This window comes from Clostridium saccharoperbutylacetonicum N1-4(HMT) (assembly GCF_000340885.1).
In the GTDB taxonomy this organism is placed as follows: Bacteria; Bacillota; Clostridia; order Clostridiales; family Clostridiaceae; genus Clostridium; species Clostridium saccharoperbutylacetonicum.
The window spans coordinates 3,351,518-3,365,651 of record NC_020291.1; the positions used below are offsets into that span (position 1 = coordinate 3,351,518).

A 14,134-nucleotide genomic window follows, 5' to 3' on the forward strand; every position below is an offset into this window, starting at 1 on the left:
ATAAAAAAATTACATGATATTTTAGGAGGAATAAATATGAAATTAAGCGCAAGAAATCAATTAGCAGGAAAAGTTGTAGAAATTAAAGAAGGGGCAGTAAATGCAACTGTAAAAATCGAAATTGCTAAAGATATAGTAATTTCATCAACAATTTCATTAGATGCAGTTAAAGAATTACGTTTAACAGTAGGATCAGATGCTACTGCAGTGATTAAAGCAACTTCAGTTATGGTTATGGCATAAAATTCTACATAAAAATTAAGGCAATACATCATTACAAAGCTATAATAAGGATATCTTAAATTATTTTAAGATATTCTTTTTTATCATTTAGATATCCTAAAATATTTATACACTATATCAAAACTAATTGGAAGATGAATGATAAAGTGTTTTGTTATGTTTTATCATGTTTTGTAAATTTAATATAACATAGTGATTATAAAAAAGCAATAGTTTTTATGAAAAAGTTTTTTTGAAATTAAAACTATCATAATTTTATTGTGTTTTGATGTGTTATGTTTGTTTATGTTTTCAAATACAATATTTAAAGTGTGACTTAGTTATGAATTTTATATTCTCAGTCGTACAATATATAATTATAGATTAAGGAGGGGCTGTATTAATGAAAACTATTATTGATAAGTCTGAATATGATTTTATTGGACTATTACCGTGTCCGATTAAGGTTCCTGTAGAGATTAGCTTTAATAATATGATAAATAATTTAAAAAATGTAGAGAACTTTAAATATCTTCTAGAAGGAAATGCAAACTATGAGGTGATGTGGATGGATGAATCATCTCATGTACCACTCAAAGATGAGTTGCCAAAGATAATTATAAGCTCTGGAATTAATAGTTTTTATAGAAATGATTTTAGAACTACCGCTCTTAAGGAAAAATATTTCAAAAAAGTTCATAATACTAATTATGAATACATTGATAGTGATTTTAATGATCCAGAAGGAAATTATTATATAATTTCTTTGAATTATTTAGTTATGGCAGTAGATTTAACAAAATTAAAAAATAGAAACATTCCTAAGTCATGGAAAGAACTATTAAATAGTTCTTTAAAAAAAGAAGTTGCTATAAGGGGTAAAAAAGGTAAGTATTGTGAGACGACTTTATTAGGAATTTACAAAGAATTTGGCATGGAAGGAATTAGAAAATTAAAAGAAATTGTTGGTTATGGAGGTCATCCTGCTGAAATGGTTAAAAATATGGGAAAGGCAGTGGATAATTCACCAACTGTAAGCATTTTGCCGTATTTTTACGCTAATTTACTTAAAAACAACAAAAATATTAAGCTTGTATGGCCTGAAGAGGGAGCAATTATTAGCCCAATTACCTTATTGGTTCAAAAGGATACTTCAGATGAATTGGAAAGTATAGTTAATTATTTTAATGATGAAGAATTTAGAAGCATATGCAAAGATGCAATGTTACCACATCCAGTAGATTATTTAAAATATTTAAGAGATAATAATTATAGGCTAAACTGGGTGGGATGGGATTTTATAAAGAATAATGATATTAATAAATTAATGTTAAAATTAAATGATTTCTTTAAAGAATAAAAATTATTTATAAAGAAATTGTTCTTATGTGTTAAAATAGAATTATGAAATATTATTTAATAATTAAAATAATACTTTTTAGATGTAAAATATTTTTGAAAGAGAAGGAGGGGAATTCTAATGGAGAATCAGAAATCCCTAACAGCAGTAGACGTTGCAGAACTGTTGAAGATTACTAAAAATACTGTTTATGAGATGGTGAAAAGAGGAGAACTGCCAGGTTATAAGGTTGGGAAAAAATTAAGAATAGATAAAGCTGATGTTGAAAATTATATAAATAATCAAAAGATGCCGTTAAAATATAGTAATCCGTTGGTTTTAAATAATGAAGTGGCACAAAAAGAAACCAAAAATAATATTCTAAAATTTGAAAGTAATAATGATATTATAATATCGGGGCAGGATGTAATTTTAGATATTTTGGCAGAAAGTATAAGGGCAAAGGTTAATGATATACGAGTACTTAGATCTAATACTGGAAGTTATGCTGGACTTTATGATTTATATAATGATAAAATTTCTGCAGCATCAGCGCATTTATGGGACGGAGATACAGGTGAGTATAATTTAGCATTCGTTAGGAAAATGATGCCTGGAATCCCATGTTTAATTATAAATTTGGCATATAGAAATGTTGGTTTTTATGTGGCTAAAGGAAATCCTTATAATATAAATAGTTGGAGCGATTTAGTTAATCCCAATATATCTATGATTAATAGAGAAAAAGGTTCTGGTATAAGGATTTTATTAGATGAGAAATTAAGAGCAGCTAAAATTCCAAATGAGCAAATAAATGGATATAATACAGAAAAACAGTCTCATTTTGCGGTAGCTAGAAGTATTGCCAGAGGTGAAGGCGATGTTGGAATTGGGAATGAAAAAATTGCAAAACAGGTAGAGGAGATTGATTTTATTAAGCTTCAAGAAGAAAGATATGATTTAGTTATTAAAGAAGCAGATTTAAAGTATTCTATATATCAATTAATTGTTAATACAGTTCAAAGTGAAGAATTTAAAAAAGAAATACAAAGCTTGGGTGGATATGATTTAAAAGATAGTGGAAAAATACTTGCTAAAACATAAAGAATGGTATAATATAAAGTTAATAATAACAAGTTGACTTGCAAAGATGCAGCGGTTTTGCTGTATCTTTTTTTGTTATCCAAAAATAAAATTTAAAGGAGGAAGAGTTGTATGAATGAGATAGGAGTATTCCTTTCCGAAAAAGACAATATAAGTTCTTTTGAAGATGCAAAATATATTAAAATTTTTATAAAGGATAAATGCACATGGGAAATTAGAAAAGTTATTTTAATTAATCGAACAAATGGAAAAAGGGGAATAAATGAAATTAGATTAGAATATCAAAATCTTATTAAAGAATTTGGGGAATGCAAAATTATAATGGTCACTAAAGCTTTTGGAATCCCGTATAGTGTTTTTTATATGGAAGATTTTAGTGTTTGGGAATTTGAGGGTAATCCATTGAAGTATCTAGATGAAGTAATGGATGGTGAAATAGAGCAGGAAGAGTTAAGTAATCAGCAGATGGATATTGCTAAAAAAATGAAAGACGGATATTATTTTATAGATTTACAGGAACTCGAACTGACTAATCCAGAGATATCATCCAAGATGGCAATAAATCCTTATTTAGAAAATGATGAAGTGGAAAAAATTGAAATACGTTGTTGTCATGTACCGCCATGGCTAGTAAATAAAGAAAATAATGGTGAGATAAAATTGGAAGTTAATGAAATTGGAAGAAATGATTATAAAGTTATACTATGCAAAAAATAATTAAATTATTTATGGAGGTGTAGTAATATGAAAAATATAGAAATAAAATGCGGTATACTAAATGATGCATTTATTGCAGAGTATTATTCAACAGGAGAAACTGAATCTTATAGCGTGGAAGAAAAGAGCGAGTTGGAGATATTAGAATATAAATTTGTGCCTTTATATGATTTTCCACATGAAAGAAGAAAAGAACTTCCATCAGTAAAGGTATTTAAAAGTGGAAATATAAAAAGTATAGCTTTAAATGAATTGAGCAGTATTGTAACAACAATAGGAAGTTTTGAAGTGGAAAAAATAACTTTTTATGAAAATGGGTCAATTAACAGATTATTTTTGTTGGATGGAAAATTGTCTGGATATTGGTCTGAAGATGATGAATATAAGTTAGCTAAAGCGTATAAATTTGATTTTGAATTTTCATCTTTTGAAGCTAAACCTATATCACTGCACTTTTATGAGACACGAGAATTAAAGAGTATTACTTTATGGCCTAAAGAAAGGGTTAAATTAAATATTGATGAATATGAATTAATAATACGAGTAGGTTTTTCTTTGTATAAAAGTGGGAAACTAAAATCCTGCGAACCGTTTAGACCAACTTCTATTAATACACCTATTGGAAATATAGATGCATATGATATTAATTCTGTTGGGATTCATGGTGATACAAATTCTTTGAATTTTTATGAAAACGGAAAGCTAAAATCATTAATAACGTCAACAAATATAATAACAATTTACACTGCTAATGGTGATAAAATTATACATTCCCCAAGAAAAGTTAGATTATATTCGAATAGTGAAGTGATGGATACTATAACATTGAAGGTAGAATTTACAGATAATAAGGTAATTATGGACTCTATGTATGAATATGCTCTTAATGAAAATAAATTTGAAATAAAAGAATTTGGTGAAAAACAATTGACACTAACTGGTGATAGAAAATAGGGTTGGCATATTGACTTGTTATTTTTCTTAATACCCCTAATATTAATTTTGAAAATAAGAAATATGAAATATTAAGTGTTAAACAATGAAATCATTATCATAAAAAAATAAAAAATATATATTAAAAAGTATTTGCAAAATCATTTTTTTATGGTATTATAATTCCAATAAGCAAACAAAAAGCAACTTTAAAAATAGTATAAGAATAGAAATTATAATTAAGGCAATGAAGTCTAAGTTTTTAGTTTTTGGAAGAGGCTAAAATCTTAGATTTTTTATTATATATATTGCAAAAAGAATTCTTCAAAGCTTAAAGATTTCCAAAGGAAATCAACCTTCATTGACAATTGAGCATTGAACATTGATAATTGCAACATATATATATCATATTCTATTGAATGCATAAAAATGCACAAGTATTTGTAGTTTTATAATAATCTTTACTTTAATATTAGTTAAATCATGAATATTTATTAATCTATATAGTTAGATTAATTTATTAAGTAAGTATGGAATGATTAATATGAAGATTTAAGTATGATAAACTATGAGAATTATGAGTTACATCATTACATTATTATAATAAGGGCGAAGGAGTCTAGTTTATTGTAACTTTTGTAGTTAGATAAATGTAGACTCTTTTTTTTATTAGATTCTACAGTAAAAATATCACATAATTGATATAATTTCCTTTTTGGGATTTATATAAATAATAAAAAATATAGTAATTAAAATTTAAAGGAGGATACTAATATGAGACAAGTAGCTATTTATGGAAAGGGTGGTATAGGAAAATCTACAACCACACAAAATTTAACTTCAGCTTTAGCTGAAATGGGAAAGAAAATAATGATAGTGGGGTGTGACCCAAAAGCAGATTCTACAAGATTGGTTCTTGGAGGTTTAGCACAAAAAACTGTTCTAGATACTTTAAGAGAAGAAGGCGATGATATTGAATTAGATGCAATCTTAAAACCAGGATATGGTGGAATTAAATGTGTTGAATCAGGCGGACCAGAACCAGGAGTTGGATGTGCAGGTCGTGGTATCATTACTTCAATAGGAATGCTTGAACAATTAGGAGCCTACACACCAGATTTAGATTATGTATTTTATGATGTATTAGGAGACGTTGTATGTGGTGGATTTGCAATGCCAATCAGAGAAGGAAAAGCTCAAGAAATATACATCGTTGCATCTGGAGAAATGATGGCATTATATGCAGCTAACAATATTTCCAAAGGTATTCAAAAATATGCTAAAACTGGTGGAGTAAGATTAGGCGGAATCATCTGTAACAGTAGAAAAGTTGATAAGGAACTAGATTTGTTAGAAGCTTTTGCAAAAGAACTTGGAAGTCAATTAATTCACTTTGTTCCTAGAGATAACATGGTTCAAAGGGCTGAAATACACAAACAAACAGTAATAGAATTTGATCCAAGTGCTGATCAAGCTGATGAATACAGAACTTTAGCAAAAAATATTGAAAATAACAAGTTATTTGTTATTCCAAAACCAATGAAACAAGAGAGACTAGAGGAAATCTTAATGGAATATGGTTTAATGGATATCTAAGATAAAAAAATGCAAATTATACAAGAACATACAATGTTTTTGTATGAGTTCAAATTAATATCTAAAACAAAATATTAAATAAAAGGAGATAGAGAGATATGTATATGATTCGTGCGATAATAAGACCGGAAAAGATTAGTACTGTACTTTCAGAATTATTAGATGCTGGATTTCCAGAAGTAACTAAAATGGCAGTTTACGGAAGAGGAAAACAAAAAGGAATAAAAGTTGGAGAAATCCATTATGATGAACTTCCAAAGGAAATGCTTCTAATTGCAGTTAAAGACGAAGATAAAGATGATGTTATTAAGGTAATAATGAGAAATGCAAGAACAGGAGAAAAAGGTGCATTTGGGGATGGTAAAATATTCGTTGCACCAATTGAAGAAGTATACACTGTAAGTAGTGGAAAAGCAGGATTATAAAATTAATTTAGGAGGGATAGCTTTATGAAAGAAGTTATGTGTATTATTCGTTTGAATAAAGTAAATAAAACTAAAGAAGCACTTGCAGAAGCTGGTTTCCCATCAATTACTTGCAGAAAAGTACTTGGAAGAGGTAAAAAATCGATTGATAAGGCTTTGCTTGAAGCTTATATGGAAGCAGGTGAAGTACCAGCATCTTCATATGGTGAAAACTTATCAGAAAGAGGTAGATTGATACCTAAAAGATTAATTACTTTAGTAGTAAAAGATGATGAAGTTAAAAATGTAGTGGATACTGTAATAAGTGTAAATTCAACTGGAACGCCAGGAGATGGAAAAATATTTGTATTACCAGTTGAAGAAACATATAGAGTTAGAGATGGAAAAGCAGGAGAAGAAGCAATTTAAAGCGTGGAGGTGAAGTCAATGAGTAAAGTAGATAGTGTTTTAGACAAATATAGTGCTAAAGTCTACAAGAATAGAAAGAAACATATGTTAGAACTTGAGCAAGAAACTCAAGAAATAGATGCAAATAGAAGAACCATACCAGGAGTTATGACACATAGAGGATGTTGTTATGCAGGGTGTAAAGGTGTTGTTCTTGGACCATTAAAGGATATCGTTGTTTTAACTCATGGACCAATAGGATGTGGATATTATTCATGGGGAACAAGAAGAAATAAGGCTCTACCACAAAAAGGTGATGGAAGTTTCATTCAATATTGTTTTACTACAAATTTAAGTGATAGTGATATAGTATTTGGTGGAGAAAAGAAATTAAAACAAGCAATTAAAGAAATTGTTGATATATTTAATCCAAAAGCTATATTCATATGTTCAACATGTCCAGTTGGATTAATTGGCGATGACCTTCCAGCTGTTGCAAATGAAACTAAAGAATTGTATGGAATTGAATGTATATCATTCCCTTGTGAAGGATATAAAGGTGTATCACAATCAGCTGGTCATCATATTGCAAATAACAAGCTGATAAAATCTGTAATTGGAACAACAGCTTATACACCTAAAACTCACTCTGTTAATATTCTTGGGGAATATAACATAGGTGGTGACGCTTGGGAAATAGAAAGAGTTCTTAAGAAAATAGGCTATGAAGTAATATCTATCATGACTGGTGATTGTAGTATTGATGATCTACGTAAAGCCCACACTGCAGATTTAAATCTAGTTCAATGTCACCGTTCAATTAATTATATCGCAGAAATGATGAAAATTCAATATGGAACTGCATGGATAAAAGTGGATTTCATAGGTGTTGATTGTACAGTTAGAACTTTAAGAGACATTGCGAAATTCTTTAATGATCCAGTATTCACAGAAAGAACAGAAGCTGTTATAGCTGAAGAACTTGAAGATATTAAAGCTGATATGGAATATTATAGAGGTAAATTAACTGGTAAGAAAGCAGGATTATATGTTGGAGGTTCAAGATCTCACCATTATCAAATGCTTTTAAATGATTTAGGAGTGGAAACCTTAGTTGCTGGATTTGAATTTGCACATAGAGACGATTATGAAGGTAGAGAAGTAATACCAACTATTATTGAAGATGCTGACTTAAAGAATATTGAAGTATTAGAAGTTGAAAAAATTCCAGAAAAATATAAAACTGTAAAAACAGATGAAGAATTAGAAGAATTAAAGAAAGAAATTGTTAATTTCGAATACTATCCAGGTATGATGCGTGATATGAAAAAGGGAACAGTTGTAGTTGATGATTTAAATCACTTTGAAACTGAAGAATTCATTAAACAGTTGAAGCTTGATATGTTCTTCTCAGGTATTAAGGATAAGTACGGAATTCAAAAAGGCGGAGTATTATCTAGACAATTACACTCTTATGATTATAGCGGACCTTATGCAGGATTCAATGGTGCTGTAAATTTCGGTAGAGATGTAACTATGAGTTTATATACTCCAGCATGGGGATTCACAGTAGCTCCATGGAAGACAGAATCTATACTAGAAGGAACATTTGGAGGTGAAGTATAATGTTAGATTTAACACCAAAGGAAATTAAAAAAAGAGAAGCCATTACTATTAATCCTAGTAAAACATGTCAACCAGTTGGTGCTATGTATGCAGCTCTCGGTGTTCATGGATGTATGCCACATAGTCATGGTTCACAAGGATGTTGTTCATATCATAGAACAGTTTTATCTAGACACTTTAAGGAACCAGCTATAGCAACAAGTTCATCATTTAGTGAAGGTGCTTGCGTATTTGGTGGAGGAAGTAATATTAAAACTGCTGTAAAAAATATCTTTGATATGTATGATCCAGAAATAATAGCTGTTCACACTACATGTTTATCAGAAACTATAGGTGATGACTTAAATGCATTTATTGAAGATATAAGTATTCCAGATGGAAAACGCGTAATATATACTAATACTCCAAGTTATGTTGGATCACATATTACAGGGTTCTCTAACATGGTTAAAAGCTTTGTTAATAGTTTAGCTGAATCAACAGGAGTAAAGAATGGTAAAATGTGCGTAATTCCTGGATTTGTTAATCCTGGCGATATGCGTGAAGTAAAGAGATTACTAAAACTTATGGGTGTGGATTTCACAATGTTACCGGACACAACTGGAGTTTTAGATGCTCCAATGACTGGGAAATATGAAATGTATCCAAAGGGTGGTACAAAGATTCAAGATATTATCGAATTAGGCGATTGTGAAAAAACATTAGCACTTGGAAGTTTTGCGTCAGAAGCAGGTGCATCTGAACTTGAAAAATTATATAAAGTTCCTTATACAACTTTAAACATGCCAATAGGTATTGGTTCTACAGACGAATTGATTATGGAATTAAGCAAATTTAGCAAACAACAAGTCCCATATGAAATCGAAGAAGAAAGAGGACAATTAGTTGATATAATGATAGATTCTCATCCGTATTATGATAAGAAGAAAGTGGCTTTATATGGAGATCCAGATCAACTTATAGCTTTATCTAAATTCTTATTAGAGCTTGGAATGATTCCTAAGTATGTAATTACAGGAACTCCATCAAATGTATTTGAAAAACAAATGAAAGCATTATTTGATGAATTTGGCGTTGAAGGATGTATCGCAAAACAAAATGCTGACCTTTTCGAATTACATCAATTAATAAAGAACGATACAGTTGATTTGCTAATGGGTGGAACTCATGGTAAATACATAGCTAAAGCTGAAGATATCCCACTAATAAGAATTGGATTCCCAGTGTTAGACAGATATGTACATTCATATATGCCAAATGTTGGATATAAGGGTGCTATGAGATTGTTAGAACTAATGCTTGGAGCTCTAATGGATAGACAAGATAGAGACGCAAAAGATGAAGACTTTGAGTTAGTAATGTAGCTCAAAATTAAATAGTGTGTGAAGTAAATGCAGATGGAAAAGATATGAAATATGTAACTATTAATTAACAAAAATCATTATATTAAAGTTCTATGTTAAAAATTTGTATAACTCAGAGTTGAGCAATTGTATGAGATAAGATCATTTCAATTGCTCAACTTTTATAAAAAACATTTATTAATATTAATGAATTTATAATTTTCATTATTGTTTTAAATAAGCTCTTGTTAGAAAAGTAACTTTTAAGTTTACAGTTATTGTTTTATTTCATTTGTTACTGATTTAAGTTTTATTCATAGATTTATCTTTAAATTACAGCATAGAATTTGAATCCGAGACATAAAGAAAGGTGGTGCAAAAACCTTATGGAAAAGAAAATAAGTAATTCACTTCTTGAGGAAAGAGAGGACTTTGTATGTTTTAAGGAAGGCCATAATAAAAACTCTATGAAATGCGATGGCAACAGTGTGTCAGGTTCAGTAAGCCAAAGAGCTTGTGTATATTGTGGAGCGAGAGTAGTTTTAAATCCAATAACAGATGCATATCACATTGTTCATGGACCAATAGGTTGTGCTAGTTATACTTGGGATATAAGAGGAAGTCTTTCGAGCGGTGAAGATTTATATAGAAATAGTTTTTCAACTGATTTAAGTGAACAAGATGTAATTTTTGGTGGAGAAAAGAAATTAACAGCAGCAATAGAAGGAATTATGGAGAAGCATAATCCAAAATTAATTTTTGTTTATGCAACTTGTATTGTTGGAGTCATAGGTGATGACATTAAAGCAGTTTGTAAAATGGCTGAGCAAAAATATAATGTTCCTGTTATACCTGTTATGGCGCCAGGTTTTTCTGGAAATAAGTCTAAAGGTTATAAGATGGCATGTAATGCTCTAATGAATCTTTTTTCAAGAAATGTATTACCTAAGACAAAGGGGATAAATCTTCTTGGTGATTTCAATTTAGCAGGTGAGATTTGGATCGTTAAAGAGTATTTAAAAAAGATTGGCATTGATGTAGTATCAACTATTACTGGAGATGCTAGTTATGACAAGTTAATAAAAGCTAGCAGTGCAAGTTTTAATGTTGTTCAATGTGCAGGTTCCATGACCTATTTAGCAAAAAGAATGGAAGCTGAAATGGAAATTCCTTTCGTTAAGATAAGTTTTGTAGGGGTTGAAGACACTAAAAATTCATTACTAAGAATTGCTGGTTTATTTGAGGATGAAGAGACTTTAAATAGAGCTAAGGCATTGATTAAAGAGGAAGAAGAGAAAGTAATGCCTATAATAAATTTATATAAAGAAAATTTAAAAGGCAAAAAAGCAGCTATATATGTTGGTGGAGGTTTTAAAGCGATTTCTCTAATTAAGCAATTTAATGAATTAGGAATAGATACTGCCATGGTTGGAACTCAAACTGGAAAAAAAGAAGATTATGAAGTTATAAGCAGTTTGGTTAAAGATGGAACAGTTATTTTAGATGATGCAAATCCTTATGAATTGGAAAAATTTATGTTAGAACAAGATGTTGATATTTTAGTAGGAGGAGTAAAAGAGAGGCCTCTTGCTTATAAACTTGGAGTTGCATTTTGTGATCATAATCATGAAAGGAAACATCCATTAGGAGGATTTATAGGAGCAGTTAATTTTGCAAAAGAAATAAATCTTTCAATAAATAGTCCAGTATGGAAGTATGTAAAGGAGAGTGAAGAGAATGAAGATAGCTAAGGAAAGTTATGTAAATTTAACTGTTAATCCATGTAAAATGTGTATGCCTATGGGCGTTGCTACTGCACTTTATGGAATCAAGAATTGTATGACGATTTTACATGGTTCTCAAGGCTGCAGTACATATATCAGAAGACATATGGCAACACATTATAATGAACCAGTGGATATCGCTTCCTCTTCACTAACTGAAGAAGGAACTGTATATGGAGGAGAAAATAACTTAATTAAAGGAATAGAGAATTTAATTAAATTATATAATCCAGAAGTTATAGGAATAGGAACTACTTGTTTAGCTGAAACCATTGGGGAAGATGTAAAGAGGCTTTCTAAGATATTTTATGAAAAACATCCTGAATGTAAAGTTAAGTTGATTCCAATTCAATCACCAGGTTATGGAGGAACACAATTTGGTGGGTATTTTACAGCATTAAGAGCATTGGTAGAAAACGTAGAAATGAATTCGGGTAAAAATGAAAAAGTTAATATTGTTACTGGACCAATAAGTAGTGCAGATACTAGACATTTAAAAGAAATATTAGATGATTTTGATATTGATTATATTTTGCTTCCGGATATATCTGAAAATTTGGATGGAGGGCATAGTAAAAAGTATAATAGATTGCCAAGCAATGGTACACGTATAGATGAAATTGAACTAATGGCTGGTGCAAAGGCTACTATTGAACTAACTACATTTATTAAAGAAGAATATTCTGTTGGTAGTTATTTAGAAGAAGAATTCGGAGTTAAGAATTATAGAATTAATGTACCAAGAGGTCTTAGAGATACTGATATCTTTTTAAAAGTATTAGCTGAAGTTTCAGGAAATTCAATTCCAGAAAAGTATAAAAGGGAGAGAGAAAGGTATTTAGATGCCATGATTGATTCTCATAAATACAATGCAGAGGCGAGAATAGCCATATTTGGAGAACCAGATTTTGTATACTCTTGTGCAAGATTAGCTATAGAAAATGGATCAGTTCCTATGCTTATTTCAACAGCAGATGTATGTCCAGGACTCGAAGCAAGCTTAAGGAAAGAAGTAGATGAACTTTCAAATAATTTATTTGCTGATAAATGTGCGATTTTAGATCAAGCTGATTTTAAGGTTATAGAAAAGTATGTTTTAGAGGCTGATGTAAATGTAATGCTTGGAAGCTCTGATGGTAGAAGAATAGAAGAAAAACACAAAGTTCCACTAGTTAGAACTGCATTCCCTATTCATGATAGAATTGGTGGGCAAAGAATTTTATCCATTGGATATGAGGGTTCACTTAATTTAAGTGATCAGATAGCTAATGTAATGTTAGCTAAAACAGAATCTACCTTTAGGGAAGATTTATATAATGAATATTATAAAGAAGGAAAAATTGAAGAAGAGTTTATTGAAAATGATGAAGCAGCAATAAAGGAGGATAAAAAAGTGGAATTAAAAGTTTTAGATAAAGAAATAGTAGCAGAAAAAACAAAAACTCATCCCTGCTTCAGTTGCTCATCAGCTCATAAGTATGCAAGAATGCACCTTCCTATAGCGCCAAAGTGTAATATAAGCTGTAATTACTGTTTGAGAAAATTTGATTGTGTTAACGAAAGCAGACCAGGAGTTACAACAGAGGTATTATCTCCAGAAGAAGCTTTTGCAAAATATAAACTTGTGAAATCTCAAATGGATAATTTAAAAGTAGTTGGTATTGCAGGTCCTGGAGATGCACTAGCAAATTTTGATAATGTTAAAAAGACTCTTGAGCTTATAAGAGAACATGATCCAGAAGTTACTTTCTGCTTATCAACAAATGGTTTAATGCTTCCATTTTATGCGCAAGATTTAATTGATCTAGGTGTAAGTCATGTAACAATTACTATGAATGCTATTGATCCTAAGATAACTGCTAAGGTATATAAATTTGTGGATTATTTAGGTATTACTTATACTGGTGAAGAAGGTGCACAAATTCTTTTAAATAATCAATTATCAGGCCTTAAGTATTTAGCGGATAGAGGAATAATGTGCAAAGTTAACATTGTAATGTTAAAGGGAATCAATGACCACCATATAGAAGAGGTAGTTAAAAAAGTTAAAGATTTAGGTGCTTCAATTACCAATATAATGCAAATGATACCTGTAAAGGGAAGTGTATTTGAAAATATGCCTCTTACAAGCAATAAAGAGATAATGGATTTAAGAAAAAAATGTGGTGAACATTTAGAGCAAATGTATCATTGTAAACAATGCAGAGCTGATGCTATAGGACTTCTTGGAGATGATCAATCTCAGAAATTTAATAAACCTATAGATAAGGTTACTGATGAAAAGCCATTAAGATTTGCTATTGCATCAAAGAGTGGAATCGGGGTTGATATGCATTTTGGACATGCCACAGAATTTATTATTTATGAATATAAAAATGGAGATGTAAAATATATAAAAAAAAGAGATGTAGAAAAGTATTGTAATGGAAAAGAAGTTTGTGAGGAAGAAGAAGATAAATTTGCAAAGTTATCTAAAGTTGTTTATGATTGCGCTGGAGTAATATGTCTTAGAATTGGTGATGAACCTAAAAAGAAGTTTAAGAATATGGGAATAGAAGTATTTATGACTTGTGAAACAATTGAAACAGCTGTTATAAAAGCTGCTGAAGCTATTTTAAAGGGAACAGAATTAAAAGAAATGCTAAGAGCCTAGAGCTC

At 30.0% G+C, this 14,134-nt stretch carries 12 protein-coding genes; all 12 read left to right on the forward strand.

The genetic code is table 11. From position 1 onward, the window contains the following. The first annotated feature begins 36 nt into the window (after positions 1-36). The 12 genes from CSPA_RS14950 to nifB all read left to right on the forward strand — a co-directional run bounded on the left by CSPA_RS14950 (position 37) and on the right by nifB (position 14,129). The gene (locus CSPA_RS14950; RefSeq protein ID WP_015393150.1) at positions 37-243 is read left to right on the forward strand and encodes a TOBE domain-containing protein; all 207 of its coding nucleotides are present in this window, start codon (positions 37-39) and stop codon (positions 241-243) included. A 382-nt stretch (positions 244-625) separates the two neighbouring features. Next, a complete protein-coding gene (locus CSPA_RS14955; protein ID WP_015393151.1) occupies positions 626-1,582 on the forward strand; it encodes an ABC transporter substrate-binding protein in 957 nt (318 codons plus the stop codon). A 120-nt stretch (positions 1,583-1,702) separates the two neighbouring features. Further along, complete coding sequence (locus CSPA_RS14960) at positions 1,703-2,665, forward strand: helix-turn-helix transcriptional regulator (protein WP_015393152.1); 963 nt, start codon at positions 1,703-1,705, stop codon at positions 2,663-2,665. A gap of 111 nt (positions 2,666-2,776) precedes the next feature. After that, positions 2,777-3,382, forward strand: a complete 606-nt coding sequence (locus CSPA_RS14965) for a Fe-only nitrogenase accessory AnfO family protein (RefSeq protein ID WP_015393153.1) — start codon at positions 2,777-2,779, stop codon at positions 3,380-3,382. Between the two features lie 27 nt (positions 3,383-3,409). Then, positions 3,410-4,336, forward strand: coding sequence for a hypothetical protein (locus CSPA_RS14970; RefSeq protein WP_015393154.1), 927 nt, complete (start codon positions 3,410-3,412; stop codon positions 4,334-4,336). 753 nt (positions 4,337-5,089) lie between these two features. Beyond that, entirely contained in the window at positions 5,090-5,911 is an 822-nt protein-coding gene (nifH, locus tag CSPA_RS14975) for a nitrogenase iron protein (RefSeq protein WP_015393155.1), read from the forward strand. Between the two features lie 98 nt (positions 5,912-6,009). Continuing rightward, positions 6,010-6,336: a P-II family nitrogen regulator gene (locus tag CSPA_RS14980; protein WP_015393156.1), complete on the forward strand. Its 327-nt coding sequence runs from the start codon at positions 6,010-6,012 to the stop codon at positions 6,334-6,336. 24 nt (positions 6,337-6,360) lie between these two features. After that, positions 6,361-6,744 carry a P-II family nitrogen regulator gene (locus CSPA_RS14985; protein WP_015393157.1) on the forward strand — a complete coding sequence of 128 codons (384 nt, stop codon included), beginning with the start codon at positions 6,361-6,363 and terminating at the stop codon, positions 6,742-6,744. A gap of 18 nt (positions 6,745-6,762) precedes the next feature. Beyond that, complete coding sequence (locus CSPA_RS14990; RefSeq protein ID WP_015393158.1) at positions 6,763-8,349, forward strand: nitrogenase component I subunit alpha; 1,587 nt, start codon at positions 6,763-6,765, stop codon at positions 8,347-8,349. Continuing rightward, positions 8,349-9,713 carry a nitrogenase molybdenum-iron protein subunit beta gene (nifK, locus tag CSPA_RS14995; protein ID WP_015393159.1) on the forward strand — a complete coding sequence of 455 codons (1,365 nt, stop codon included), beginning with the start codon at positions 8,349-8,351 and terminating at the stop codon, positions 9,711-9,713. Before CSPA_RS14990 ends, nifK begins: the two co-directional genes overlap by 1 nt. Before the next feature lie 365 nt (positions 9,714-10,078). Next, the gene (gene nifE / locus CSPA_RS15000; RefSeq protein WP_015393160.1) at positions 10,079-11,443 is read left to right on the forward strand and encodes a nitrogenase iron-molybdenum cofactor biosynthesis protein NifE; all 1,365 of its coding nucleotides are present in this window, start codon (positions 10,079-10,081) and stop codon (positions 11,441-11,443) included. After that, complete coding sequence (gene nifB, locus CSPA_RS15005; protein WP_015393161.1) at positions 11,430-14,129, forward strand: nitrogenase cofactor biosynthesis protein NifB; 2,700 nt, start codon at positions 11,430-11,432, stop codon at positions 14,127-14,129. Before nifE ends, nifB begins: the two co-directional genes overlap by 14 nt. Positions 14,130-14,134: the final 5 nt, after the last annotated feature.

Bases quoted from the DNA above. Each gene is read 5' to 3' on its own strand.
- CSPA_RS14970 (WP_015393154.1), top strand. From the start codon at position 3,410: ATGAAAAATATAGAAATAAAATGCGGTATACTAAATGATGCATTTATT.
- CSPA_RS14965 (WP_015393153.1), top strand. From the start codon at position 2,777: ATGAATGAGATAGGAGTATTCCTTTCCGAAAAAGACAATATAAGTTCT.
- CSPA_RS14950 (WP_015393150.1), top strand. From the start codon at position 37: ATGAAATTAAGCGCAAGAAATCAATTAGCAGGAAAAGTTGTAGAAATT.
- CSPA_RS14980 (WP_015393156.1), top strand. From the start codon at position 6,010: ATGTATATGATTCGTGCGATAATAAGACCGGAAAAGATTAGTACTGTA.
- CSPA_RS14985 (WP_015393157.1), top strand. From the start codon at position 6,361: ATGAAAGAAGTTATGTGTATTATTCGTTTGAATAAAGTAAATAAAACT.
- nifH (WP_015393155.1), top strand. From the start codon at position 5,090: ATGAGACAAGTAGCTATTTATGGAAAGGGTGGTATAGGAAAATCTACA.
- nifB (WP_015393161.1), top strand. From the start codon at position 11,430: ATGAAGATAGCTAAGGAAAGTTATGTAAATTTAACTGTTAATCCATGT.
- CSPA_RS14990 (WP_015393158.1), top strand. From the start codon at position 6,763: ATGAGTAAAGTAGATAGTGTTTTAGACAAATATAGTGCTAAAGTCTAC.
- CSPA_RS14955 (WP_015393151.1), top strand. From the start codon at position 626: ATGAAAACTATTATTGATAAGTCTGAATATGATTTTATTGGACTATTA.
- nifK (WP_015393159.1), top strand. From the start codon at position 8,349: ATGTTAGATTTAACACCAAAGGAAATTAAAAAAAGAGAAGCCATTACT.
- CSPA_RS14960 (WP_015393152.1), top strand. From the start codon at position 1,703: ATGGAGAATCAGAAATCCCTAACAGCAGTAGACGTTGCAGAACTGTTG.
- nifE (WP_015393160.1), top strand. From the start codon at position 10,079: ATGGAAAAGAAAATAAGTAATTCACTTCTTGAGGAAAGAGAGGACTTT.